Source organism: Vibrio sp. OPT18 (assembly GCF_015163615.1).
Taxonomy (GTDB): Bacteria; Pseudomonadota; Gammaproteobacteria; order Enterobacterales; family Vibrionaceae; genus Vibrio; species Vibrio coralliirubri.
The window spans coordinates 24,997-49,694 of the sequence record NZ_JADDYK010000092.1; the positions used below are offsets into that span (position 1 = coordinate 24,997).

21 protein-coding genes are annotated in these 24,698 nt (G+C 45.0%); 6 read left to right on the forward strand and 15 right to left on the reverse strand.

The window, feature by feature from the left end; translation table 11 throughout:
• A partial coding sequence (locus IQQ51_RS23140; protein WP_228013184.1) for an alkaline phosphatase family protein occupies window positions 1-1,445 on the forward strand: 1,445 nt, incomplete at its 5' end.
• Window positions 1,446-1,591: 146 nt separating this feature from the next.
• On the forward strand, window positions 1,592-2,041 hold the full coding sequence (locus tag IQQ51_RS23145; RefSeq protein WP_048609171.1) for a TerB family tellurite resistance protein: 450 nt from the start codon (window positions 1,592-1,594) through the stop codon (window positions 2,039-2,041).
• A 31-nt stretch (window positions 2,042-2,072) separates the two neighbouring features.
• Here the strand turns inward: IQQ51_RS23145 and IQQ51_RS23150 are convergent, their stop codons facing one another.
• The 6 genes from IQQ51_RS23150 to IQQ51_RS23175 all read right to left on the reverse strand — a co-directional run bounded on the left by IQQ51_RS23150 (window position 2,073) and on the right by IQQ51_RS23175 (window position 7,200).
• Complete coding sequence (locus IQQ51_RS23150; protein WP_019822532.1) at window positions 2,073-2,510, reverse strand: hypothetical protein; 438 nt, start codon at window positions 2,508-2,510, stop codon at window positions 2,073-2,075.
• An 11-nt stretch (window positions 2,511-2,521) separates the two neighbouring features.
• Complete coding sequence (locus tag IQQ51_RS23155; protein ID WP_416222626.1) at window positions 2,522-3,220, reverse strand: winged helix-turn-helix domain-containing protein; 699 nt, start codon at window positions 3,218-3,220, stop codon at window positions 2,522-2,524.
• 451 nt (window positions 3,221-3,671) lie between these two features.
• Complete coding sequence (locus IQQ51_RS23160) at window positions 3,672-4,367, reverse strand: hypothetical protein (RefSeq protein WP_019822538.1); 696 nt, start codon at window positions 4,365-4,367, stop codon at window positions 3,672-3,674.
• A gap of 15 nt (window positions 4,368-4,382) precedes the next feature.
• Window positions 4,383-4,739 carry an antibiotic biosynthesis monooxygenase family protein gene (locus IQQ51_RS23165; RefSeq protein WP_048609176.1) on the reverse strand — a complete coding sequence of 119 codons (357 nt, stop codon included), beginning with the start codon at window positions 4,737-4,739 and terminating at the stop codon, window positions 4,383-4,385.
• A 304-nt stretch (window positions 4,740-5,043) separates the two neighbouring features.
• Window positions 5,044-5,574, reverse strand: a complete 531-nt coding sequence (locus IQQ51_RS23170; protein ID WP_017068784.1) for a 3'-5' exonuclease — start codon at window positions 5,572-5,574, stop codon at window positions 5,044-5,046.
• An 87-nt stretch (window positions 5,575-5,661) separates the two neighbouring features.
• Entirely contained in the window at window positions 5,662-7,200 is a 1,539-nt protein-coding gene (locus IQQ51_RS23175; RefSeq protein WP_193842229.1) for a sensor domain-containing diguanylate cyclase, read from the reverse strand.
• Between the two features lie 348 nt (window positions 7,201-7,548).
• Between IQQ51_RS23175 and IQQ51_RS23180 the strand changes: the two genes are divergently transcribed.
• The 3 genes from IQQ51_RS23180 (at window position 7,549) to IQQ51_RS23190 (ending at window position 13,109) form a co-directional block, all read left to right on the forward strand.
• The gene (locus IQQ51_RS23180; protein WP_017091262.1) at window positions 7,549-8,181 is read left to right on the forward strand and encodes a DUF2760 domain-containing protein; all 633 of its coding nucleotides are present in this window, start codon (window positions 7,549-7,551) and stop codon (window positions 8,179-8,181) included.
• Entirely contained in the window at window positions 8,181-10,115 is a 1,935-nt protein-coding gene (locus tag IQQ51_RS23185) for an Hsp70 family protein (RefSeq protein ID WP_193842230.1), read from the forward strand. The genes IQQ51_RS23180 and IQQ51_RS23185 overlap by 1 nt, the downstream gene beginning before the upstream one ends.
• A 153-nt stretch (window positions 10,116-10,268) precedes the next feature.
• Complete coding sequence (locus tag IQQ51_RS23190; protein WP_193842231.1) at window positions 10,269-13,109, forward strand: Hsp70 family protein; 2,841 nt, start codon at window positions 10,269-10,271, stop codon at window positions 13,107-13,109.
• 171 nt (window positions 13,110-13,280) lie between these two features.
• Here IQQ51_RS23190 and IQQ51_RS23195 read toward each other — a convergent pair whose 3' ends face one another.
• The 8 genes from IQQ51_RS23195 to IQQ51_RS23230 all read right to left on the reverse strand — a co-directional run bounded on the left by IQQ51_RS23195 (window position 13,281) and on the right by IQQ51_RS23230 (window position 21,183).
• A complete protein-coding gene (locus tag IQQ51_RS23195) occupies window positions 13,281-13,496 on the reverse strand; it encodes a hypothetical protein (protein ID WP_012604204.1) in 216 nt (71 codons plus the stop codon).
• A 267-nt stretch (window positions 13,497-13,763) separates the two neighbouring features.
• On the reverse strand, window positions 13,764-14,237 hold the full coding sequence (locus IQQ51_RS23200) for a DUF2947 domain-containing protein (protein WP_017060433.1): 474 nt from the start codon (window positions 14,235-14,237) through the stop codon (window positions 13,764-13,766).
• A 152-nt stretch (window positions 14,238-14,389) separates the two neighbouring features.
• Entirely contained in the window at window positions 14,390-14,977 is a 588-nt protein-coding gene (gene rimJ / locus IQQ51_RS23205) for a ribosomal protein S5-alanine N-acetyltransferase (protein ID WP_017060432.1), read from the reverse strand.
• Window positions 14,978-14,995: 18 nt separating this feature from the next.
• A complete protein-coding gene (tyrR, locus tag IQQ51_RS23210) occupies window positions 14,996-16,540 on the reverse strand; it encodes a transcriptional regulator TyrR (RefSeq protein ID WP_048611644.1) in 1,545 nt (514 codons plus the stop codon).
• A gap of 123 nt (window positions 16,541-16,663) precedes the next feature.
• The gene (locus IQQ51_RS23215) at window positions 16,664-17,716 is read right to left on the reverse strand and encodes a YcjF family protein (RefSeq protein ID WP_193842232.1); all 1,053 of its coding nucleotides are present in this window, start codon (window positions 17,714-17,716) and stop codon (window positions 16,664-16,666) included.
• Window positions 17,717-17,730: 14 nt separating this feature from the next.
• On the reverse strand, window positions 17,731-19,104 hold the full coding sequence (locus tag IQQ51_RS23220; RefSeq protein ID WP_193842233.1) for a YcjX family protein: 1,374 nt from the start codon (window positions 19,102-19,104) through the stop codon (window positions 17,731-17,733).
• Window positions 19,105-19,315: 211 nt separating this feature from the next.
• Complete coding sequence (locus tag IQQ51_RS23225; protein ID WP_004734731.1) at window positions 19,316-19,501, reverse strand: hypothetical protein; 186 nt, start codon at window positions 19,499-19,501, stop codon at window positions 19,316-19,318.
• Window positions 19,502-19,665: 164 nt separating this feature from the next.
• Window positions 19,666-21,183 carry a fumarate hydratase gene (locus tag IQQ51_RS23230; RefSeq protein ID WP_017068776.1) on the reverse strand — a complete coding sequence of 506 codons (1,518 nt, stop codon included), beginning with the start codon at window positions 21,181-21,183 and terminating at the stop codon, window positions 19,666-19,668.
• Window positions 21,184-21,437: 254 nt separating this feature from the next.
• Between IQQ51_RS23230 and pabB the strand changes: the two genes are divergently transcribed.
• Window positions 21,438-22,817 carry an aminodeoxychorismate synthase component I gene (gene pabB, locus IQQ51_RS23235; RefSeq protein WP_193842265.1) on the forward strand — a complete coding sequence of 460 codons (1,380 nt, stop codon included), beginning with the start codon at window positions 21,438-21,440 and terminating at the stop codon, window positions 22,815-22,817.
• Between the two features lie 162 nt (window positions 22,818-22,979).
• Here the strand turns inward: pabB and IQQ51_RS23240 are convergent, their stop codons facing one another.
• On the reverse strand, window positions 22,980-24,698 hold the full coding sequence (locus tag IQQ51_RS23240; RefSeq protein ID WP_193842234.1) for an ATP-binding protein: 1,719 nt from the start codon (window positions 24,696-24,698) through the stop codon (window positions 22,980-22,982).

Consider the following 24,698-nt stretch of genomic DNA (forward strand, 5'->3'; position numbering starts at 1 on the left):
AACTGCTTGGCCTTGTAGGCGAGAGCTTACCGACCGACTCGCAAATTAAACAAATCAACAGCAGTGACGCTCTGTATAACAGTGAATACCACTTATATCAGCGTCATCACTATTTACCGCATCACACCGCTTCAGAATCCATGCTCGATAAGTTCTTCCCGAGCCGTGGCGTGCCGATTTTTAGTTCTACCGATTGTGAAAACCACTTGGTCACGCTGTCTGAGTTTATCGCGATGTACTTGTTGGTTTGGTCTCCGACACTGTGGCAATGCGTCAATCGAGAGCGTTTAATTGAGAGTAACTTCACTCAAGGTGGACGCAAATTAACACCGACTGAGCAGCAACAGTGGCGTGATGAAAGCGTCATCATGGATGATTTCATTGCTGGCTTGCCGCAAGTACAACGCCTGTTCGCGCATATTCCAACGTACATGATCTTTGACGATCACGATGTGACTGATGATTGGAACCTTACCGTGGGTTGGGAACATGCCGTCGACCAAAACCAGTTCGCCACTCAAGTAATAGGTAACGGCCTCGCGGCTTACTGGATGTGTCAGGGTTGGGGTAACAAACCGGAGAGCTTCGACGAAACGTTTATCGAGCAAGCAAAACAGCTTTTTGTCGATCAACCGCGTATTACTAAACAAACTCATAATGAAGCCGGCAATGCAGAGACTACTCACTCTGTTAGCAATATCGAGCCAGACAAGCATCAAGCCTTCATTGAGATGTTAAGTCGCTTTGAAGAGTGGCATTACACAATAGATACCTCACCCAAAGTCATTGTGTTGGATACTCGAACGCGTCGTTGGCGTTCAGAGTCACGCATGAATAAGCCTTCAGGTTTAATGGACTGGGAAGCCTTGATTGAGTTCCAACATCAGTTAATGAATCAAGATAAGGTGGTGATCGTTTCTGCTGCGCCGATGTTTGGCGTGAAGTTTATTGAAACACTGCAAAAGATGGCGACCACAATCGGCAAGCCATTAGTGATTGACGCTGAAAACTGGATGGCACATCCGGGCAGTGCGAATACGCTGATCAGTATCTTTACCCATACCAAAACACCGACCAACTTCGTGGTGCTTTCTGGTGACGTTCACTACTCCTTCGCTTATGACATCAAGCTTAGGTATCGTCGCAACAGCCCGAACATCTATCAAATCACCTGTAGTGGTATTAAAAATCAGTTCCCTGCTCCGCTGCTCAAATTCTGCGATGTATGGGACCGTCTGTTATACAGCCCTCGCTCAGTTTTGAACTACTTCACTAAGCGTAAACGCTTGAAGATCGAAAAGCGAAGCCCTGACAATCAGACCTTCTATCGCCTTTCAAACCGCAGTGCGATTGGGGAGTTAAGGCTAGACACTGATGGGAAACCGCAATCGATCACGACACTCAGTGGCGACGGTAAGGTTACACGTTTTCCGGAACCGGACTAGGAAGTGCTCCTTATCGCTCGCGTATCCGTAATGTCAGTTTTTAGTAAAGACGCTTGCGATCACACTCTGTAGACCCAATAGTTATGGTTATAGTCGATAACTATCAGCGTTACGGAACCCGATACAAATTTTAACTGGAGCTCGTTATGTTCAATTCTCTCACATCAATGTTTAAACAATTGATTGAAGGTCAGGACCTAAGCAAAAACCAAGGCACATCACCTAATATCGCCATCGCGAGTTTGTTGTGTGAAGTGGCGGGAGCCGACCATCAGATCAATGAATCAGAAAGAGTCGCTAAGCTACAGCTTCTGCAGCGTTTGCTGGATTTAGATGAAGAACAAGCAAAGGTGCTGCTCGCGCAAGCAGAGCCGAAAGTAGAGCAATCAGTATCGCTGTATGACTTTACATCGCAACTCAGAGACCTATCTCAGCCAGTGCGAATCGACTTAATCAAAGCGATGTGGGAAGTGGCGCATGCCGACGGGGAAATTGACCCTATCGAAGACTCTGTGATCCGTAAAACAGCGGAACTGCTCTACGTTGACCACAGTGACTTTATCAAAACTAAGCTGAACGTCCTCGGTAAAAGCTAACCAAAGGTTTTATTCACGTTAAGCCGCTGTACTAACGTAATCGATCGCCATGCATGATGCCTTTAAGTTCTAATGGTGCGCCTTTTTTAGTTACATAAAGGCCGCGCTGATTCGATACCAACACACTGCGCTTACCTTGGGTTTGTTGAATATATAAGTGCTTGATATTGAATGTCTGTTTATCTTGGGCCTGCTCTTGGTCCAATTGGTAAAGGTAGTAGTGATTCCCCCAGCGTAAGAACACACCAAACATTTGCTTGGTTTGAGCGACATTCCCATCCATGTCGTAACCAATGTACTGCATTTTAACTCGACCATTTTCCAATCGAAGTGAGATTTTCTCCCAGCCTATCATCGGGTATTCTGCGGTGAATTTATAAGTACTTTTGGTTGCGAGCCCAGAAATTAAGCCTACATTTAGAATCACAAAAAGCGTCAACAAGATAGGCATCCAAAACTTACGATTCATATCGGCTATCCTCACTCATCGTCATTGTCGTCGTCACAAGAGAGCGACTTAAACTGATGGCTCATCTCTTTCCAGCGCCCGTTTATCAAAGCAACAGCTTGAATGTTCTGGCACCCAACGCCAATGCGATGCAGGTAGAGTGACTCAACACCAAGCTCTGACACAGTATTCAACTCAGTTAAAAGCTCTTGATCAAAATTCAAACTGTCGTGGTAAACATCCATGCCGTGATAACTCGTCTTATCCATAAAAAAAGCAAACTGATAAAACAGCATGAGAAGAAATGCGCTGACTAATATTCCTGCGATACGAGAGCGATGACGCGCGACAAAATGCTGAACCTGACGTTGTTTATACGAGTCTGGTTGCTTCGTTAAGGCTGGCTCATGTTCATTGCCACCACGTTCAGTACTCGAGCTCTTTGATGCTGAGGTTACGTTAAGCGCTTCAACTTTAGGCGCTTCATATTGAGGTACTTCAACTTGAATAGCCGAGGTGGGTGTAGATAGGTAGCCACCAAGCTGTTGAGGTCTGCTAAAACTGTACCCTTCCTTTTGCACCGTTAAGATTTTGCAATCACACTGAAGTGAGCCTAATGCTGTACGAATATTCTTAACTGCAACATTAAGCGAACTGCCCGTCACCACCCTGCCCGGCCAACAATGCTCAAGCAAGAAGTCGCGCCCCACAGCTTTGGGGCTGTTCTTCACTAGGAACTCAAGAATCAAGGCTTCTGAGGGAGACAAAGTCACCCGCTTGTCCAAGACCGAATCAATGAGTGTGTTGTTAATCATCTCGATACCCGAAGCATCTAAGATGATTTTTTCAGGGCTACTGGCGTTCATTTCGGCGAGGTGTTCATAAATAAAAAGGTCATCAAAAAGGTGTTTGTTTGGTCGAGCTAATGCCAAACCATACATAGAAAAGAATAGTGATAAGTTTAGCCAATAATTAAGCCAAATATAAGCTCAGCAAGTAACTAGAATAAAATAACAATAAGGTGAGTGAGTCACGCAGACTCACTCACCTTAGTACAAAGCCTAGCCATTAAAACAACTAATGAGGTCTATAGAAAGAAAGCTATATCGATTGATTTTGATAATTCTCGTTTTCGATAGCTTCCATTTTCTTTAGTTCTTATTATCTATAGAACTCATTTATTTATAGATCTAGTTTAAAGCCCAGTTCACTGACCATGACTTCAGCAAAGCCTAGCTTTACTGCATTCAACTGACTGGCAACTTCGCGAGCTTGTTGTTCATTTTTAGCCAATATTGCCATTGAGTAGATAGGTCTGATCATCGCTTTTTGGTTTGGCTTCTCTTGGGCTATTTCTTGATGCTTTAAGTAAGCAGAAGTAATCACGCCTTGAGCGCTCCAATCGACAACCATTTGTAAATCTTGACTGATAATCTCATCGACAATGAATTGATTCTCAGGCTCTGTCCAAGCGAGTTCGACTGCGTAGTTTTTGAAAGCGACTTCAGTGTTTAACCACTTATTACCGATGTCTCTGATTTCAGTCACCTCGACAAGCTCTTTAAATTGGAATGGTAAGTTACCAATCAACTCTCGAACGTGCTGTTCACTGTCCGCTTCAATCACAAACTTGATGATCGGAAATTTCTTATCTCCGACAAAGCTTTCTGATACGAACATGTCGTGGACCAAACCTGCATCAACTAAGTTAGCAAAGGCTTTTTGCTGATGAGGCATTGCCTCAAATACCGCTTGAGCGTCATCGGTTTTCCAAGCCACTGACACGCCGTATGCCGCAGCATGGCTATAGCTAGAAAATAGAATCGCTGAAAATAGAAAGCTAAAAATAGCTAAAAAGGTTCCTCGAATTGTTTTCATTATGTGGTTTCCTAATTAGTCGCGAATAATTTCATACAAGTTAGGGTCAGCAGAAACCCCTTCGATTTTTAAAGGTGGTAGCTCTTTTCTCATCACTTGTATTGCATCATGGAATTGCTTCTTACTCTCCCATTCAGCAACATTGATAAAGCGGTATGTCGCGTCCGAGCTTAAAGAGCGATGCAATTTGGTAGAGATATATCCGGGTTGCTTCACCAATACATCTCGCGCATCTTCCCAATACGTTAATGTCGCGGCTTCATGGGCTGGCTCGACTGAAAAAGTGTTTATCAATACAACGGGTTGTGCCGAAACCAACGCACTTACGCTTAGTGCCCCCAGTGCCAATCCATACTTAATTATGTTCTTCATCCTAATCTCCTTGTTTGGGTGAGCTAAAGCTATCATCTAGCTCTGCCCAATCAAGGCTGCAACCTGCGATTTAATATTAATTAAAAAGCTAAATTTCAAACCAATATTATTCACTCGTAAAATAAGCGATGTAGCCATTCACTATTGATAAACCACTCGCTGAAATGAGTTTTCTTTTGAACGGAATTTTCCCTGAATTACAGGCACAAAAAAACCACCTAATAAGTAGGTGGCTTTGATTTGGATAACTCACAACAATCTGGCTGATTTCAGTTTTTAACCGAGCGCCGTTTAATGCAAACGACTACAGCATCGTCAGCGTTAGCTTAGCCAAGTTATAAGCATCGACATAACCCGAGTGCTGACGACCTTCCCACTCAATGTTTTTCGCTTCTTGTGCGGCGCGGTGACCAATACGTTTGTCTTTCAGTCGATTCTGAACTCGATAAAGCGTCGCGATATTCAAGAACTCGCTGAACGGAGGTTCGATGCCTTTTTCAATGCACTCTTTGTGTAAAATGAGGTCGTCACGTCCCCACGCTGCATAGATTTTTTTTGGACCACCGAAGTTCTTAATCATCGACTTGATGACAGACTCTAATGGGCGACCCTGCTTTTCGATTTTACGAGGTGTAATGCCCGTTAACTCGGCACAGAATAGAGAGACTTCGTCTTTCTCTGGCTTAACGTAATATTGTGCTCGCTTCACGATAGTGCCGGATGCTAGATCAATCTCAGCAAGACCAACTTCAATGATCTCCCCTGTTGTTCCCACACCGTCTTCGCTCCAACAGCACATTTCCAAATCGAAACACACCACTCGATTGTGATTCATACGTCGCCTAATTCTCTCGTCAAAAATTTCGTGAAATTGTACATGAGCCCAATACAGAACTCGACCCTAGTTGTATCAAGTGCTCATTTAGCCTGCAATTGTCACTCGATTTCGGCCATTCGACTTACTTTGATAGAGCATACTGTCTGTTTTTTGCAGAATCTCTTCCGTGTTTTCGTTGGCACGAATGGCAGCACCAATACTCAAAGTACAACTTAGCTGCCGACCTTTATGCTCACAATGAGAGTGACTCACTGTACTTAGAATGCATTGTAGATATCTGTCTAGCGCTTCATGGTTTGTAATACTAGAAATGATACAGAACTCATCTCCACCTATACGAAACAGGTTGTCACCCTCTTTCAGGCTAACTGAAATCAGCTTAATGACATGAATGAGTAAAGCATCCCCTGCAGGGTGACCGAATTGATCGTTAATGCCTTTGAACTTATCGACGTCAAATCCAATAAGACTAAAGGGTTCATTTCGCTGTATCGCTTTATCTAACATCTTATTAAAAGCACGTCGGTTATAAACTTCCGTAAGACTGTCATGGTTGGCTAGAAAACGAAGCTCTTCCGTTCTTTTATCAAGCATTTGATACAAACGCTCTTTCTCTCGAATTTGCATGTTAACGATATACGCCAACAACAATGAGATGGTTGTCCCCACCAAAACAATTCCGGTTAACACCAAATAGCCATAGAAAGAGATGCATGAATCTATTTTGTAATCGACCTTCCAATCACGGTTAGTCAATTCAATCGTCTTTGTTATGTGGTGGCCAGAAACGGCTTCATAACCCTCGGTTTCAAACAAAATTGGAGAGTCTTCTGCTTCGAAGCCCGTATCGGTAACACGGATATAGACATCCATGTCGCCCACTGCCGAAGCCAGTAGATTTTCAAAGTAATAAGTCGTGCGAACCACACCAATCACAACACCGAGCAGGTTGTCGCTTTCACCCTCAAATACAGGGTGATAAACCAGCATACCTGTCTTTGGTGTGTCTTGATCTAAGCCGTCTTGAAGCAAGCGAACTTTGTCTGAAATATTCGCTTTACGCGTCTGTCTGATGTTATCTAAAACCAGCTTGAAGCGCTCACGAGAAGAGTAAAAACCAAGAACGTTGTCGTTTGCTTGTGTATTGGGATACAGGTCACTAGCAATGAACGCCGGCTCGCCATCTAAGATGTAACCAAAGGTTTTTGCTTCATGTTTTGGAATCGTGAACAGTTCGTAAGACGGGTATTTTTCTTTCATCTTAGCGGTATGCTCGGCAATCTCGTCTGCCGGCACTTTTTGCATCCACTGCAAACCAATCAGGCTCTTTGAGTCGTTAATGGTTTGCTGAGCAAAACGATCAAACTTATCCCAGTTTTCAGGATCATTTGCGTAGAAAAAATTAGCACCGGAGCCAATGTAAGCCACGTCATTAGCGATAAACGCTTCCAAACTTAGTGTCTGGTGAGTAGCAAAGCTATCCAAGTTCATATTTAGCGCGCGGTTTTGGTTTAACGCGACTAACATAAAACACAACACAGTAATCAAAAAACTGACCAAAAATACGACCAATGGGAGAGTTCGTCTCTTCAACCCTGTTAGTGGGTCAGTAGTGTGCGGCATGTGGCTTCCAAATAGGCTCTAATGAGTTAAAAGTATATAACGGAAGGGAATGATGCTCCATTTAAGTTTGGTTTTAAAAATGACATAAAATGGGCATTGTTTACCTCGCCCTTACATCGACGACCAATATTCGAACGAATCTCGACTAAATTTCAAGCTAACACACCAAAAACCCACGTGATTAAAAACATTAAATACCACTCTTAAGCCTTGAATATGCTAGTATCCATCCATATTTATAGCTTGAAAGTGACCGTTTCGGCTTAATGCCAATGAGTTTCTTTCCAACCTGTATATTCCTTTGAACCGACGAATATACCGTTAAATCAATTTTAAAGAGAAATCACTATGATCGTTGATTTGAACCTAATCCCACAAACGTTTGATATGCTTCACGCAGGCCTAACTGCATCAAGCGTTTTACTACTGCTAATTGCCGTTTCTCGTAAAACCAAAGTGGTTGAGAAAGTCGTAGAAAAACCAGTAGAAAAGATCGTTGAAGTTGAAAAGCCAGTTGAGAAAATTGTCGAAGTAGAGAAAGTAGTAGAAGTTGAACGTGTGATCGAAAAAGTAGTCGAAGTTGAATCTAAGCTTGCTACAGCACCAACAGACTCTGCAATGCAACTACTGTCTATCATGCAGCAAGAAGCACGCTTAATTGACTTCCTAAAAGAAGACCTAACGTCATTCTCTGATGAAGAAGTTGGCGCAGCAGCTCGTGTTATTCACACTGGCGGTCAAAAAGTATTAGCCGATTACGTAACGCTGTCTCACATCCGTACTGAAGATGAAGAAACACGTATCACTATCGCTGAAGGTTTCAACCCTCAAGAAATTCGCCTAACTGGCAACGTAACGGGTAATGCGCCATTCAACGGCACACTGGTTCACAAAGGTTGGAAAGCAACTGACATGAACCTGCCTAAGCTTGCCGAAAACTACGATGCATCTGTAATTGCACCGGCAGAGGTGGAGCTATAATGGAACACCAAAGTCATTCAGCTCAAGAGCAAAATCAAGCACCTAAGTTCAGTGTTGGTATCGATTTAGGTACTACACACTGCGTTTTGTCTTTCATCGACACAACAAATGAAGACGCTCGCGTTGAGGTGATGCCAATCCCTCAATTGACGGCGCCAGGTACAGTAGAAACTCGCAGCCAACTTGGCTCGTTCCTATACCAACCACACGAACATGAAATGAATGCGGGCTCTCGCGTTCTTCCTTGGTCTTCAGAGCCAAAAGCGCTAGTGGGTGCAATTGCTCGTAACCTTGGTTCTAAAACCCCTATCCGTTTGGTAGCAAGTGCAAAATCTTGGTTGTGCCACGGTGGTGTTAACCGTCGCGATGCTTTCCTTCCTGCAGGCAGCCCTGAAGAAGTTGAAAAAGTATCTCCGCTTAAGACAACTGAATTGTACCTTGAGCATCTTAAAGACGCATGGAACCACGCAAACCCAGAACACAAACTGGCAGACCAAGATGTAACGATCACGGTGCCTGCTTCGTTTGATCCTGCGGCTCGTGACCTAACAGCAGAAGCTGCACGTAATGTTGGTTTCACTCACCTAACGCTTCTTGAAGAGCCACAAGCGGCTCTTTACAGCTGGATTGATAACAGCAACGACACATGGCGTGATGAAGTAAACGTTGGTGACATCGTTCTTGTTGTCGATATCGGTGGTGGTACAACCGACCTTTCGTTAGTTGAAGTAACACAAGATGACGGCAACCTAAGCCTGAACCGTATCGCAGTAGGTGAACATATCCTACTTGGCGGCGACAACATGGACTTAGCACTCGCTTACCGCCTGAAAATGAAACTGGCACAAGAAGGCAAAGAGCTGGCTCCTTGGCAGGTTCAAGCTATGACTCACGCATGTCGTGATGCGAAAGAAGCACTACTAAACGATGCTGAACTGCAATCTGTGCCTATCGTTGTTCCAAGCCGTGGTTCTAAACTACTTGGCGCAACACTGAAAACAGAACTGACTCAGCAAGAAGTACAACAAACATTGGTTGATGGCTTCTTCCCGAAAGTGGCCGTGACTGAGCACCCAGTACAAAAAACGCGTGGTGCACTGACTCAAATGGGTCTGCCTTACGCTCAAGACGCAGGTATTACTCGTCACATTGCCGCATTCCTTTCTAAGCAAGCGAATGCGCTTTCTGGAAATAGCGAAACGGCTCAGCAAGATTTCAACCCGTTTGCAAACATGCCGGGTATGCCCGGTGCAGAAGCGCCAGCAGCAGACTTCATCAAACCAACAGCAATCCTGTTCAATGGTGGTGTTCTAAAATCGAACCTACTTGCTGATCGTCTTTCAGATACGATCAACGAATGGCTGATCAATGCTGACGAAGAGTTCGCTAAACAGCTTTCAGGTCTAGATTTAGATTTAGCAGTTGCAAGCGGCGCTTCTTACTACGGCGCAGTTCGTCGTGGCCAAGGCGTTCGTATCCGTGGCGGTATCGCTTCTTCTTACTACGTAGGAATTGAAAGCGCGATGCCAGCAATCCCGGGTATGGCTCCTCCAATGGAAGCACTGTGTGTTGCCCCATTTGGTATGGAAGAAGGCTCAAGCGTACAAGTACCTAGTCAAGAGTTCGGTCTAGTGATTGGTCAGCCAGTACACTTCCAGTTCTTCGGTTCAACCATTCGTCGTGAAGATGAAGCGGGTACGCACCTTGATCATTGGGCGCCTGAAGAGCTTGATGAGCTTCCTGAAATCCAAGTGACACTGCCTGTATCTGAAGGCCGTCGCGAAGGTGAAATGGTTCCAGTGACTTTGGCTTCTCGCGTTACTGAGCTAGGTACCTTATACCTAGAAGCGATTGCTACTGACAACGGTCAGAAGTGGCACGTTGAGTTCGACGTTCGTGAAGACTCGAATAACGACTCAAACGAACAAGCATAATGAATCAACGGCACCTTAGCGGGTGCCGTTACTTTATCAATGCATTTCTCAATCTAGTCCTGCCTGTTTCTCAGGAATGACGTTTACGAATAACAACAATAAGACCAAAGCTATCAAAAAACTGGTCATCACTCTGGAAGAATAAGGTTTTGTATGGCAACTCCTCGTTTTTTAGTCGGCATTGACTTAGGTACAACCAATACGGTTGTCGCTTACTGTGAAATCAACGACGACCTACAACATGCTCCCGTTTCTCTTTTCGATATTGACCAACTCATCGGCCCCGGTGAAGTGGTTCGCAAGCCCCTACTTCCATCATTTCGTTACCACCCAGCACAAGGTCAAATCTCCCCTTCTGACCTGACAATGCCATGGGAACCAAGCCCCGTTGAAGGCGATATTAAGAACGTTATCGTCGGTGAATGGGCACGTGAATTAGGCGCTAAGGTTGAAGGCCGCCAAGTATCGAGTGCTAAGAGTTGGCTATCACACCAAGCGGTTGATCGTAACTCCGATATTCTGCCTTGGGCTGGCGCAGCTGATGTCGATAAAGTCTCGCCAGTTGTGGCGAGTGCAAGCTACCTCAACCACATTCGCCAAGCATGGAACTACCGTAACCCGAGCAACAAGCTGGAAGACCAAGATGTTGTGGTTACCGTTCCTGCTTCCTTCGATGAGACAGCACGTAAGCTAACACTCGAAGCCGCAGAACTGGCGGGCTTAGATAAGATTCTGTTACTCGAAGAGCCGCAAGCCGTTTGTTATGACTGGTATGCCCGTCACCAACAAACCGCAGCAGATGAACTTCAACAAATTCCGCTGATTCTAGTGTGTGATGTTGGCGGTGGTACCACGGACTTGAGCTTAATTGAAGCCAAATTCGATGCGAACAGCGACGGCAATAACGAGCTCGCACTCGACCGTATTGGCGTTGGTGAACACTTGATGCTCGGTGGTGACAACCTCGATTTAGCACTTGCTCACCTCGCTGAGCAACGCTTCAATCAAAACAAAAAGCTGAATGCTTCTAGCCTAACCAAACTAATTCAACAAACTCGCGCCGCAAAAGAGAGCCTACTTTCTGCCAATGCACCCGATGATGTGAAGATCACAATGCTAGGCAGCGGTTCTAAACTGCTTGGCGGTACTAAGAGTATTGGCTTAACCAAACAAGAAGTTCATCAAATCGCATTGGAAGGTTTCTTCCCGCTTTCTGAGTTTGCTGAAACACCCGACAAACGCCGCAGTGCTGTGGTTGAGTTTGGTCTGCCTTACGTGGCTGATCCTGCGGTGAGTAAGCACGTCGCAGAATTCCTAACAACACACCAACAAGTGTCTAAAGCCGCATTAGAAAACTCAGACTCTATTGAGTTCGATAACACCAAACCTGCAATTCCAGTTGGCGTGCTGCTCAATGGTGGTGTGTTTAACAGTGAATTGGTCACTGAACGAATCACACAGCTACTTGGCAACTGGAACGGTTCTCCGATCACTGTGCTTGATAACCCTCATCCAGATTGGTCTGTTGCCCTTGGCGCGGTTGCCTTTGGTAAAGCCCGCCGTGGTGCACAACTGAAAATCGGTGGTGGTGCAGCTCGTTCTTACTTCTTGCATCTACAAGAGAAGAACAAGATGGGTAAAGCGCTTTGTCTGCTTGCCAAAGGTACTGAGGAAGGACAAGAGATACGCTTAAACAGCCGTCGTTTCTCGCTGACTTTAGGTGAGCCAGTACGATTTAATCTACTGACTTCAACACACGATCAAATTGCTCACGACACCGCCATTCAAAACGGTGTGATGGTCAATGTGGATGCCGACTTGTTCTCCCCTCTCCCACCGTATATTTCTACGTTGGAAGGCTCAGGTACTGCAGAACTTCAAGCCAACCAAAAAGAGCGTGTTGAAGTCCTGCTCGCTTGTCAGTTAACCGAAGTCGGCACACTGAAAATGGAGTGTGTGAGCACAGAAGATGACTCTAAGCGTTGGTTGCTTGAGTTTGAAGTAAGAAATAAGCAAGGCGATGAATCTGATACCTCCGCGCTTCACCCAAGATTGGAAGAGTGTAAGGAATTGATTTCTCGCCTGTACAGCGGCAACAAGAAAAGTGCTGAATCGAAAGAGATCAAAACGCTATCGAAAGATCTTGAGAAGCGACTAGGTAAACGCGATGAATGGGACTTCACGACCCTTCGTAACCTATTTGATACCTTCTCATTAGGTCGTAAGCGTCGTCGCCGCTCAGAAGCACACGAGAAGAACTGGTTACGTTTGGCGGGATACTCGCTACGTCCTGGCTTTGGCGATCCGACTGACTCATGGCGTATCGAACAAATTTGGGGCCTTTACCAACAGAACATTCAGTTCAAGAACCACCAAGGCTGGACAGACTGGTGGGTATTCTGGCGTCGTGTGGCCGGTGGACTAAACCAAGAGCAGCAAGAGAGTATCTTGGCGGACATCGCTAAATACCTTCACCCAGGTGCAATGAAGAACCCTAAGACAGCCAAAGATGCGCAAGACAATGGTTATGAAGCCATGGTTCGTTTAGCGGCGTCACTTGAGCAACTTGAGGTTGAAGACAAAGTGCTGCTGGCAAGTTGGTTCTTAAGCAAAGCGATCAACCATAACCAATTTGAACAAGCGCATTGGTGGGCTCTGGGTCGATTAGCATCAAGAACGCCTTTGTATGGTAGCCAACACAGCGTGATTCCTAGAAAACAAGCTGAACAATGGTTACCGAAACTGCTTGAGCAGAACTGGCATAAAGAGCAGATGATCGCCTTTGCAGCGGTGATGATTTGTCGTAAAACTGGTGACCGTCAGTTTGATATCTCTGATGGCTATCGCAATCAAGTGATTGAGAAGCTTAAGCAAAGCAAGGTGCCTGATTCATGGTTAACACTAGTGAGTGAAGTGACTGAGCTTTCTGAGAGCGAATCTAAGCGTGTGTTTGGTGATGCGTTACCAAGCGGATTAACCCTGATAAATAACTAGGTTTAAAAACGGTTAGCTTTCGTTACTAATGGTAAAGAAGCTAGCAAGAAAAGAAAAAGCCACTTTCGATTCGTTGAAAGTGGCTTTTTTATTGGTGGCTTAAGGCTGGTATGTGTAATCGACTTATAGCTTTTTGGTTAAGAGCCTTAGCCATGTTGCAGTTCATCATTGTTAATGTTTGGTTCCAGTTGGGTTGATAGGAAAATCCGTATTTTCATAAATGTCAGATAGTTTTTTCGGTTTCTTCTCTTTTGCTCCTTTGTTTGATTGATTATGAGTTTCGCTTAAAAGCCATTCCTCATGCATTTTTGCTGAATCCAAAAACTCTGGATCCTCCATTGCTTCCTTGCGAAGTTTATTTACACGTTCGAGAGTATCCCAAATCATAATACTTCACCTCCACTAAGGCAGTAATATAAAGATAGCTCAACCCCATAAAACTTCAACTAACCCAATGAGATAGCGATCTCAATTTCGTAATTTACCCACTTTGAACACATGAAAATGGTCACCTTTAGCTAGGCTCAAACAATGGGTATTTCCCCATGATCTTCGAAGATCATTAGGCACAAAAAAGCGAGCTCAATGCTCGCTTTTTGTTTGTCTATCTGTTGATCGAAACACAAACACCTACTCGATTAAATAACACCGAGGTTAAGCACGGTTACCGATTTTTACCTTGCCATTGGTAGCAAACCAAAGGGCTTCTGAACGACGGCGACCAATTAAAATCGGGCCATCATCGTAGAACAAGAAGTTCTTCCAATGCTTCTTGAAAATCGCCCATTTAGTTTCAAGAACATTATACTTTTCGTAACAAAAATAAACAGTTACGTCATCTTGCCAATCAATAAAGTTAAGAATTTCTTCTGGCATTTCTGGCTCATCCGCTTCCCAATGCGCCATCCAGCTGATCTCTTCATTCCAGTTCGATGCTTTGCTTGGCCAGTCTTGTGAGCTCAGTCGTTCTGCGTCTGGACTTTGAGGGCTCACGTTCTCTTTCCAGAACTGAGATGCTCTCGCCTGTGTCATTGGCTTAATCTTTTCCAAGTCCTCTGCCGGCAGCGGCATTGACTGGTGTGTGAAAATCCATTTTCTTTGGTATTCGTCCAAAGTTGTGTATGACATCAAAATTCCTCAAATATCTTCTCAGGCTGATGGGGTTACCATGCCTATCTGTTCTTTTTGATGCAGTGACGGTTTCATTTTATCTATGTCGTCACTGCCTCTAAATCTGTATTTACGTTTAATTGATACTTACGCCTAATGACTATTGGTCTCTATACAGCGCGTCTATCTTCCCAGTTTGGGTTAACTAATGCGGTCAGTATATGGTCTTCCCATTTACCGTTGATCTGTAGGTAGTCTTTAGCAAAACCTTCTCGGACAAAACCAAGATGTTCTAATACACCAGCGCTACGTTCGTTGTGGGGCATGTAACCCGCCATTAAGCGGTGCATGTTCTGCACATCAAACATGTAGTCTTTGGCCATGCTCAAGCCTCTGCGCATGTAACCGTGCCCCTGTGCACTTTGCGCCAATGAGTAACCGACATTACAAGCGTAGAACGGGAAACGCGACAAATTACTGAACGATATGGTGCCTAACATTTCATTAGAGTCAGCGTTAATCAGTAAACAGTAATAGCCTAGCCCCATTTTATGAAGCTCGTTTAACTTGATCAGTCGCTGCGCCCAACTCGCTCTATCAAAGAACGCGTCTTCGCGAATCGGCTCCCAAGGTTTCAGGTACTCTCTGTTAACCTGAAAGTACTCGCTGATCATGCCAGCGTCATCGATTTCAGCCGTGCGTAGAATCAGATTACCATCATGCTTATAAATGCGCTCTGGTGTACTCAAATCTTCCATAATCTTGTTCTTATTCGATCAGTTCTTTCTGATACCGTAATCACGAAGCTTATTCGCAATTGAGGTATGAGATACATTCAAACGTTTTGCTAGCTTACGGCTTGATGGGAAAGACTGATAAAGCTTCTCTAGAATCTGAGATTCATAGTCTTTCATTATTTCATCGAGCGAGCCATCTAAGCTCAGGTTCGCCATTCCAGCCGTCATTGTTTCAAGCTGTGGCAAATGGAATTGCTCAACCGTTAGTGTGTCTGAATCCAACTCTGTTAGTGCGCGTAGAACCATGTTGTCTAACTGACGAATATTGCCCGGCCATTGGTAATTGCCAAGCTGGTCGACTAACTCTTGAGTCAGTTTTGGTTTCAACATACCTAACTGCTGCGCGTATTTCGCAACGAACAGTTCCAACAGCGGCGCTACGTCGTTTGAGCGTTCACGCAATGCTGGAATAGACAGAGTCAGTACATTCAAGCGGTAGAACAAGTCTTCACGGAACGAACCCGAGTCGGCTAATTCAGAAAGACGATGGCGCGTTGATGCGATAATACGAACATCCGCGTGCATCTCTTCTTCTTCACCAACACGACGGAATGAACCATCTTGTAGGAAACGCAGCAGTTTGATTTGTAGATGCGGGCTCATCTCGCCAATTTCATCTAAAAATACCGTACCGCCATTCGCTTGCTCGAAAATGCCTTTATGACCTTGCTCATGGTTGAATGAACCCGGCGCATGACCAAACAATTCCGTTTCCGCTACGTCATCAGGCATCGATGCACAGCTTAGAATCAAGAATGGGAAAGAAGAACGATTTGAACGGTTATGACACGCTTTTGCTAGCATCTCTTTACCCGTACCCGTATCGCCTTCAATTAATAGAGGCTGATCCAGCATAGCCAATTTCTTAGCTTGGCTGATCAAGGCTTTATGGCGATTAGAGACACCAACAAAGTGTTCGAAACCTAGGTTGTTCTGTTCTGGGATTGAATCTGGCGAGTTCATCTCTTGATTACAAGAACGAATCGTCATTACTGCGCTTGCCAGTACCGCTTCGTTGACATCACCACCAAGGTAAATCGGCAGGATCTCAATAGAGAAATCTAAACCATCCAACACGACAACTTCACGATGGCGCGTTACATCGCCTTCGATCCAACGAGCAAAGTTAAAACTAGGAACAAACGTCGCTAGCGGTTCACCGATGACTTCGTCTTCTTGCTTATTGAAGAGGTTCAATGCAGCGTGGTTAGCCATATCGACTGAGCCTTTAAGGTCAATCGCAATCACGGGATCAGGTAGGTTTGCCAGCAGAGCAATCAGCTCTGTGTTATGTCTTTCACTTGGCATAAATTGGATTTTACGTACATCCTTCACACCTGAAATTCGGCGAATTTCAGCCATAAGTTCACTAAAAGCATCAAAATCAATATCAGGGCAGTTTAGGTAAATAATACCTTTAACATCAATTTCGATTCCTCTTAAATCAATGCTTTTTGAGGCCAAGATATCGAGCAACTCACGCGTTAAGCCGAGTCTGTCTTCACACAATACTTCAAGACGCACAAATAGTCCTATTATAGGTGTCAGGATAAGTTGACAGTAGTGTGGATTAAGCTCTGAGTTCAGTCAAGAAGAAGAGTAAACATATGTTTACTCTTCTTCTCAAACTATTGAGCTTTCAATGCTTTATTTGAGAGTAATACGCTTTATTTCTGAAAGGACGGCTTTGCGGAGGTCTGCCAGTTTTACTTTTCGTTCGTTATGCCAAGGCATAGGGCGAAGCAGTGTCATGGCTTTTAGACCCAGTCTCGCAGTAAGGATACCGACACCTAGCCCCTGCCCTGCTCGAGCAGAAACCTTGCCTGCAAGATCCATCGAGACGAGATCCATACTTGCATCAATCGCGAGCTCACTGGCTCCCGCTGCTGCCATGTTGATTAACACCAATTTAAATAGCTTAATCCGAGACCAGTAGCCAAGCTCAATGCCATACACATCAGCAAGCTTGTCGATCATGGTGAAATTTCGCCAAGCCACCAGCAACATATCCGCAGCCGCCAATGGACTCACAGCAACCAAAGCTGCCGATTCGGTCGAAAACTTAGTGACGATTTGAGTCGCAATCTTATCTTGTTGACTCACGACTAACGCATCGTACATATCCAACACTTCTGCATCACTGTGTGCTGGGTTAATGCTGTTTCGCCACTTATCGTACGAAGGCGACTCAGCGATAATGCCGCCTTGCTTGGCGATGTTTTCACAGAACGCTTTACCCTTGCCGACACTTTGGCTTTGCAAGAGCTCTTCACTCTGCTCTTGCACACTAAAGTGATCTTTAAGCGAGCGCAGTTTCCATAGCTCTTTGCCTATTGCGCCTAAACCCAATGAAGCAATGGCAACAATAAAGCCTGCCCAACCTAATGCAAGCCAGTCAGCTGTTTGAATCGCGGTAATGACCGAATCAATTGCTTGCCATCCTACGAGGCCAGAAAAAGCGACCAATAGACCCGTTCCAAACCACTTCTTCTTTTTGCTCGGTCGAATAACTTGTTCCAATTGCTGCTCAGCTTCACCATCAAGATCGGTTTCCACTTGCGGTGCGACAGGGACAAATTTCTCTTGCTCTGTGAACAGTTGTTGAGCGCCTAAATCCGGGCCAACTTCGCTCTTGTCTTGCTCATCAAAAGAGGCCTTCAACGGTTCATTAAAGACCTGCTTTGTTTTTAATTCACTCATTTTGATTGCCTCAATTACTTCAACTTGTCGCCAATGAGATACTCTAAAACCTTGTCGACTCTTAGATGTTGGCAAGGCTCATCGGAATGTTGCTCCATCGGTCTAAAGCTCGTGAAATCAAACTGGTTGGTTTCCCAATACTGTTTATTGGGCAACTTACGCGGCACCTCTCCCGGATACATGGTTTGAGGGACATTATCCAAAGTCACACCTTGCAACGCCGGAACATTCTCTGAACCCGACGAGATATAACCCGCGCTGGTCGCTTGAATAGACGCAATGCTCATACAACTCATGTCGATGTGTTCAAACGCCGCCTGCTGCCAAGCCGGATGTACCATCTGTTGTAACAGTGACACCAAGTTCGGATGTTGATCCGGTGTCACATGGTCAGCTTTAGTGGCTGCAAACAAAATCTTGTCGATCTTCGGTGCAAACAGACGCCTTAAGATATTGCTTCGACCGTACTTAAAGCTCTTAAGTAACTGTTCTAACGCGCCACGCATATCCATGAAAGAGTCATAGCCCGCATTAAGTGGCTGTAAGCAATCCACCAGCACTATTTGTCTGTCGAACGTCGCGAAGTGATTCTTGTAGAACGCTTTGACGACCTTCTGTTGATACTCTTCATAACGCGCTTTCAGTACCGCATAGTTACTTGTTTTTGAGAACTTACCCTCAGGTGCGATACACGGGAAGAATTGCAGTACAGGCGCGCCTTCAAGCTCACCCGGTAATACGAATCGACCCGGCTGTACCCAATGCAACCCGTTACTTTTACAAGTATGAAGGTACTGGGTGTAGCTATCGGCAATCGCGACCAGTTTCTTTTCGTCCGCTTCTGCTAGCAAATCGATATCACCACGCATGGCGTTCCACTGTTGCGAGTAAGTTTCTCTGTCGCCTTTTAATGCGGCAAACTGAGATTGGCTCCAGGTATCGAAGTCCATGTCCAGTAGAGGTAAATCAAGCAGCCATTCACCTGGATAATCGACAATATCGAGATAAAGGGTGCTGTTTTTACTCAGCAGCTTTTTCGCGCCCTTCGCAGGCTTATATTTGATTGCTAGACGAATCTCACTGACATCACGCGTTGGCACCGGCCATTCTGGTGGCTGTGCATTCAACGACTCCATCGCTTCATCATAAGAGAAGCGTGGGATCATCATGTTGTGTTGCGGGATGCGCTTTGCGCCAATAATTCTTCCATCTCTCGCCGATGCAAGCAGTGGCAAGTTTTTGTGGGTAGACGTATGAAGAAGCTGATTAACCAGCGAAGTAATGAATGCTGTCTTACCCGCACGAGAGAGCCCCGTGACCGCTACTCGAATATGAGAATCCGTTCCTCTGCTTATAAAGTCACTCATTTCTTGAGTTAGGTGTTTCATTTGAACGACTCCGTGATAGTTAGGCTAGCTGGTTATGATAATAGAGAGGCAAGCCTATGTTCTTTCCCAGTTGGGATAGTTTGTATGCTTTTGTTTGTTCTTTTGCTAATAGTGGTGAGTATGCAATACACATTCTTAATGCTAGATGAATAAAAGCCCCTGACTACATTCATAATCAGGGGCTTTAGAATTTTTGCACGATATCCGACGTTTAATCGTCTTCAATCAACTTGTAGATAACAAACAGTGCAATCTCTGCAATTAGCCAAAGCGCACAAGTAATCGTCACGTATTTATTATCAAAGATACTGATCCCTTTCAAGATCAGGTCGTAGCCAACAAAAGCACCAATCACCACTGCCAAGATAATCTGTAGGATCTGAATAAAACGAGGCATTCCTCTCTCCTATGTTCTTATATCAAACTATGTGTTTATCACTATATCATTGATAATATGACAAAAGTGCAGATAATGCTGCACTTTTGTCTTTAACTTTCTGTCAAAAATTGCAATTCAAACGCTGAAGTTAGCGACAATTACGATTTTTTGGCTTCGGTTAATTACGCTTTCTCAGCTTCAGCAATCTTCACTTTCCACGTGTCAGGGCCGATCTGGTGTGCGTTCACGCCGTTAGAGTCAACCGCTACCGTTACAGGCATATCTTCAACTTCAAACTCGTAAATCGCTTCCATACCGAGATCTTCAAACGCAACTACGCGTGCTTTTTTAATTGCTTTCGCGACTAAATAAGCTGCACCGCCAACCGCCATTAGGTAAACCGCTTTGTGCTCTTTGATTGATTCAACCGTTGCAGGGCCACGTTCTGCTTTACCGATCATGCCCATAATGCCAGTTTCGTTCAGCATCATGTCAGTGAACTTATCCATACGTGTTGACGTTGTTGGACCCGCAGGACCTACCGCTTCATCGCCAACTGCATCAACAGGACCAACGTAGTAGATGAACTTGCCTTTGAAATCAACGCCAGCTGGTAAGCCTTCACCGCTTTCTAGCATGCCTTGAATACGTTTATGAGCAGCATCACGACCGGTTAAGATCTTACCTGACAGAAGAACCGTTTCGCCGGTCTTCCACTCTTGTACGTCTTCTTTAGTCACTTCATCAAGGTTAACACGGCGTGTGTTTGCACCCGCTTCCCAAGTGATGTCTGGCCATTCTTCTAACTTAGGTGGCGTTAGCTCTGCTGGGCCGCTGCCGTCTAATGTGAAATGTACGTGACGCGTTGCTGCACAGTTCGGGATCAAACATACAGGCTTAGATGCTGCGTGTGTTGGTGCTGTTTTAATTTTTACGTCAACCACAGTCGTTAGACCGCCAAGACCTTGTGCACCAATACCCAGCTTGTTTACACGGTTGAAGATGTCTAAACGAAGCTCTTCTTCTGCGTTCTCAGGGCCTTTTTCGATAAGCTCTTGAATATCGATGTGTTCCATCAATGATTCTTTTGCTAGCACCGCTGCTTTCTCAGCCGTACCGCCGATGCCTATACCTAGCATGCCAGGTGGACACCAGCCCGCCCCCATGGTTGGCAGCGTCTTCTCTACCCACTCTGCAATATCATCAGAAGGGTTCAGCATAACCATCTTGGTTTTGTTCTCAGAACCGCCGCCCTTCGCCGCGATTTGAATTTCAACTTTGTTGCCTGGAACCATATTAATGTGAACAACCGCTGGTGTGTTGTCTTTGGTATTAATACGCTTACCTGCAGGGTCCATTAGGACAGATGCACGCAATGGGTTATCTGGGTTGTTGTAAGCTTGACGAACGCCTTCATCAACCATCTGTTGTACTGTTTGATCCGTTTCCCACCTAACATCCATACCGATGTTCACGAAACAAGTAACAATACCCGTATCCTGACAAATTGGACGATGGCCTTCCGCAGACATGCGTGAGTTGATAAGAATCTGAGCAATAGCATCTTTAGCTGCTTGGCTCTCTTCTTTCTCGTACGCTTTTTCTAGGGCTTGGACAAAATCTAAAGGGTGATAATAAGAAATGTACTGAAGTGCGTCAGCGACACTGCTGATCACATCTTGCTTACGAATAACCGTCATTGCATGCCTCTTTATTGTTCTGGTTCCATGTGGGTTCACAGTTTGGCTATCTATGCCAAATCGAATTAGGTGGTTTAGCTTTTTATTGTGTTGAGCTGTATTTAGTTGCTTTAGCAATCGCTTGCATAGCTGTAAACTAAACCACTTGGATTACTCCGTTCTAATCAAGAACCCATTTTATTTTCAATTTATGATACTCTTGCTTCCTCTCACACGCCATGCAGTGATCGAACTCTTTGTCACAAATTAAACAAATGAATAACAACGAATTTCGCTCTATCCAAATCAAGCCGCTTGAATATCAATCAACTTTAGCTAAACAGCTGTTTTCCCATATTGAAAACCTGCCGTGGGCAATGCTATTACGCTCCGCTTCAGAAAGCCACGTTGATAGTCGATACGATATTTTAGTTGCTCAACCCATCGCCACCTTCGAGACAATCGGTGCAAAAACGACCGTTAATGTTAATGAGACGTGCGAGGTTTCAGACTCCGATCCTTTCGAACTACTCGACCAATATCAGCAACAGTTATTGCCTGCGACTAAAGAGCACGCTGAGTTGCCATTCGTTGGCGGCGCTTTAGGCTATTTTAGCTATGATTTAGGGCGCAGAGTCGAGACACTTCCATCACTTGCAAAGCGTGATATTGAAGCACCTGACATGGCGGTTGGCTTGTATGAATGGGCTGTTATCGTAGACCACCAATTGAAAACGGCGTGTATTGTCGGTAACAATATCGATGAACATCATGATTGGCTGATGCAGAAAATGGCTCAATCACACCTCACACATGCGCCCTTTGGATTAACCACACCGTGGAAATCCAATATGAGCGAAGCGAGCTACGCCACCAAGTTCGATAGTGTTCAAGAGTACCTGTTATCCGGGGACTGCTATCAGATCAACTTAGCTCAGCGCTTCAATGCTCAATACCAAGGCAGTGAATGGTTGGCTTATGACAAGTTAGAGCAGTACAACTCAGCGCCCTTTTCGGGTTTTATCCGTTTGGCCGACTGCGCAATCATCAGTGTTTCGCCAGAGCGTTTCTTAGAACTCAAAGACAACATCATTGAAACCAAGCCGATCAAAGGCACACGACCTCGTTCTGATGACCCGATGATTGATGATGCTAACGCGCAGGGCCTAGCCAGCGCCGATAAAGATCAGGCGGAAAACCTGATGATCGTCGACCTACTTCGTAATGACATTGGCCGAGTTGCAAAACCGGGCACCGTTCATGTACCAAAGTTGTTCGATATTGAAAGCTTCCCTGCTGTGCATCACTTGGTTAGCACGATACGAGCTGACCTTGATGACCAATATTCTGCAACTGACCTTCTGAGAGCCAGTTTCCCTGGAGGGTCGATTACTGGCGCACCAAAAGTTCGCGCGATGCAGATCATTGAAGAGTTAGAACCGCATCGACGTTCAGCGTACTGCGGCAGTATTGGTTACATCAGCCGAAATGGCAGAATGGACACCAGCATTACTATTCGTACCTTAGTAGCAGAGAACAATACGCTTTATGCTTGGGCTGGCGGTGGCGTAGTGTTTGATAGTGAGTGTGCTTCTGAATACCAAGAAACACTGGATAAGCTGAGTCGAATTCTACCGGTACTTGAAGATTGCTAAACCTAGCGTCATTAACTGCGAGTTCCGCTACTTAATGACGAGTTCTGCGGCTTAACGCTCAGCAAAAGCTCTATATAAGAAGAAACCGAAGGATCTGAAGGTCACTTCGGTTTTTTAGTCTTTGAACCAGAGTGCATTGCTCACAACGCTTTATTCACGTGTTTAAGCGACCTTCACCGCAGAGACACCCCACTTCTTAAGCATTTCTTTGAGGTCATTGGCGGTGTATGGCTTGCTCAGAATGTCATCCATCCCACATTTGATGCAACGCTCTCGCTCTTCTAACGTGGTTCCGGCAGTCAGTGCCACAATCGATTTGGCGTAGCCTTTCTCTCTGAGTTTTTCTGTCGCCTCAAAGCCATCCATGACGGGCATTCTGCAGTCCATAAATACAATGTCGTATTCATTGTCTGATGCGAGCTCTAACCCCTCTATACCATTGCTAGCTATCGCGGGCTCTATTTCATGTTTGCGTAGCATCTGTTGGATAATGATCTGGTTCATCTTAATATCATCGACCACCAGCACTTTAAGTAGCGACAGCTCAACCTCAGATTCAAAGCCTTTCGATACTTGGTCACTCTCTGTTGGCATATCGACAACTTGAAGCGGCACAGAGATAGTAAAGGTGGTGCCTGTACCTACAACACTGGTCACCCCAATATCGCCATTCATCAAAGCGACTAATTTGCGGCAAATCGCTAGACCAAGCCCTGTACCTTCATAGTTTCGGCTACTTGAGTTATCCGCCTGTGTAAAAGGTTCGAAGAGCGTTTTATGGGCCGACTTGGCAATTCCAACCCCAGTATCTTCGACAGAGAAAACGAAATGATCGTTGTCCCATTCGATATCAACATTGACATGTCCGTCTTCAGTAAACTTAATCGCATTGCCAATCAAATTCACAAACAGCTGAGTGATGCGTTCTAAATCCCCTTGGAAATGACAAGGCACATTAGGTGCGACAGTAATATTGAATTCAAGCTGCTTCTCGATTGCACGATTGACGAAGATACTTTCAATCGTGTTTCTTAGATCCTGCAACGCAAATTTCTTGGGGATCAGCTCCAACATCCCAGCATTAATTTTGCTGTAATCGAGTAGGTCATTAATGATGGTTCTTAGAAATTCGCCAGACTGGCTCAGGTTATTCACTATCTCACGCTGAGAACTGTTCAGTTCGGTGTCGCTGATCAATTCCGCACTACCTAATAAACCATTAAGCGGTGTTCTCAATTCGTGGTTAATCATGGCTACGAAATCACGCGTTGCCCTCTCAGACTCTTCCGCGCGTTTACGTGATTCAATATTCCGGTTTATGGCTAATTGGTGAGTAATAGCACTACAGATAAGGTCTGTGACCAATAACAGTTGGCTCTCAATGAAGTCGACATCTTGTTCAGATAGGTTGACCTTTACGATTAGTGCTCCAACGATAACCTTCTCAACTTCAAGCGGCACTGTTAGTAAATCATCTTCCCATTGGATTTCTTCAATTTCTTGGTCGAAATCACCAACCGATGCATCACCATAATCGTAGGTCTGAAGTTGTGGGAGCAGCTTTGAAGGTAATATCAAGCGGCTAGCTTCAATGAGGTAACTGTTGGTCACGTTTGTGGTCAGTTGAGACAGCATTACATCATCTAAATCACTTCGAAGAAACGCGCGCCCGAAGTCAATCAACAGGTTGTCGATTTGTTCTTGAAATTCAATACGACGTAAATTCGCGTTGGAGCGCTTTTCTAATTGACGCAAAGCTAGCTCAAGCTGTTGGTTAGCCTCGAACAGTTCAAGGCTCTTCTGTTCCAACAATGCTTCAGCCGCTTTCCTCGCCGCGATTTGACGCTTGAGTTTCTTCTCTAGGGCAGATGCCAGATCCAT

Bases quoted from the DNA above. Each gene is read 5' to 3' on its own strand.
- IQQ51_RS23145 (WP_048609171.1), top strand. From the start codon at position 1,592: ATGTTCAATTCTCTCACATCAATGTTTAAACAATTGATTGAAGGTCAG.
- IQQ51_RS23150 (WP_019822532.1), bottom strand. From the start codon at position 2,510: ATGAATCGTAAGTTTTGGATGCCTATCTTGTTGACGCTTTTTGTGATT.
- IQQ51_RS23160 (WP_019822538.1), bottom strand. From the start codon at position 4,367: ATGAAAACAATTCGAGGAACCTTTTTAGCTATTTTTAGCTTTCTATTT.
- IQQ51_RS23165 (WP_048609176.1), bottom strand. From the start codon at position 4,739: ATGAAGAACATAATTAAGTATGGATTGGCACTGGGGGCACTAAGCGTA.
- IQQ51_RS23170 (WP_017068784.1), bottom strand. From the start codon at position 5,574: ATGAATCACAATCGAGTGGTGTGTTTCGATTTGGAAATGTGCTGTTGG.
- IQQ51_RS23175 (WP_193842229.1), bottom strand. From the start codon at position 7,200: ATGCCGCACACTACTGACCCACTAACAGGGTTGAAGAGACGAACTCTC.
- IQQ51_RS23180 (WP_017091262.1), top strand. From the start codon at position 7,549: ATGATCGTTGATTTGAACCTAATCCCACAAACGTTTGATATGCTTCAC.
- IQQ51_RS23185 (WP_193842230.1), top strand. From the start codon at position 8,181: ATGGAACACCAAAGTCATTCAGCTCAAGAGCAAAATCAAGCACCTAAG.
- IQQ51_RS23190 (WP_193842231.1), top strand. From the start codon at position 10,269: ATGGCAACTCCTCGTTTTTTAGTCGGCATTGACTTAGGTACAACCAAT.
- IQQ51_RS23195 (WP_012604204.1), bottom strand. From the start codon at position 13,496: ATGATTTGGGATACTCTCGAACGTGTAAATAAACTTCGCAAGGAAGCA.
- IQQ51_RS23200 (WP_017060433.1), bottom strand. From the start codon at position 14,237: ATGTCATACACAACTTTGGACGAATACCAAAGAAAATGGATTTTCACA.
- rimJ (WP_017060432.1), bottom strand. From the start codon at position 14,977: ATGGAAGATTTGAGTACACCAGAGCGCATTTATAAGCATGATGGTAAT.
- IQQ51_RS23215 (WP_193842232.1), bottom strand. From the start codon at position 17,716: ATGAGTGAATTAAAAACAAAGCAGGTCTTTAATGAACCGTTGAAGGCC.
- IQQ51_RS23220 (WP_193842233.1), bottom strand. From the start codon at position 19,104: ATGAAACACCTAACTCAAGAAATGAGTGACTTTATAAGCAGAGGAACG.
- IQQ51_RS23225 (WP_004734731.1), bottom strand. From the start codon at position 19,501: ATGCCTCGTTTTATTCAGATCCTACAGATTATCTTGGCAGTGGTGATT.
- IQQ51_RS23230 (WP_017068776.1), bottom strand. From the start codon at position 21,183: ATGACGGTTATTCGTAAGCAAGATGTGATCAGCAGTGTCGCTGACGCA.
- pabB (WP_193842265.1), top strand. From the start codon at position 21,438: ATGAATAACAACGAATTTCGCTCTATCCAAATCAAGCCGCTTGAATAT.
- IQQ51_RS23240 (WP_193842234.1), bottom strand. From the start codon at position 24,698: ATGGATCTGGCATCTGCCCTAGAGAAGAAACTCAAGCGTCAAATCGCG.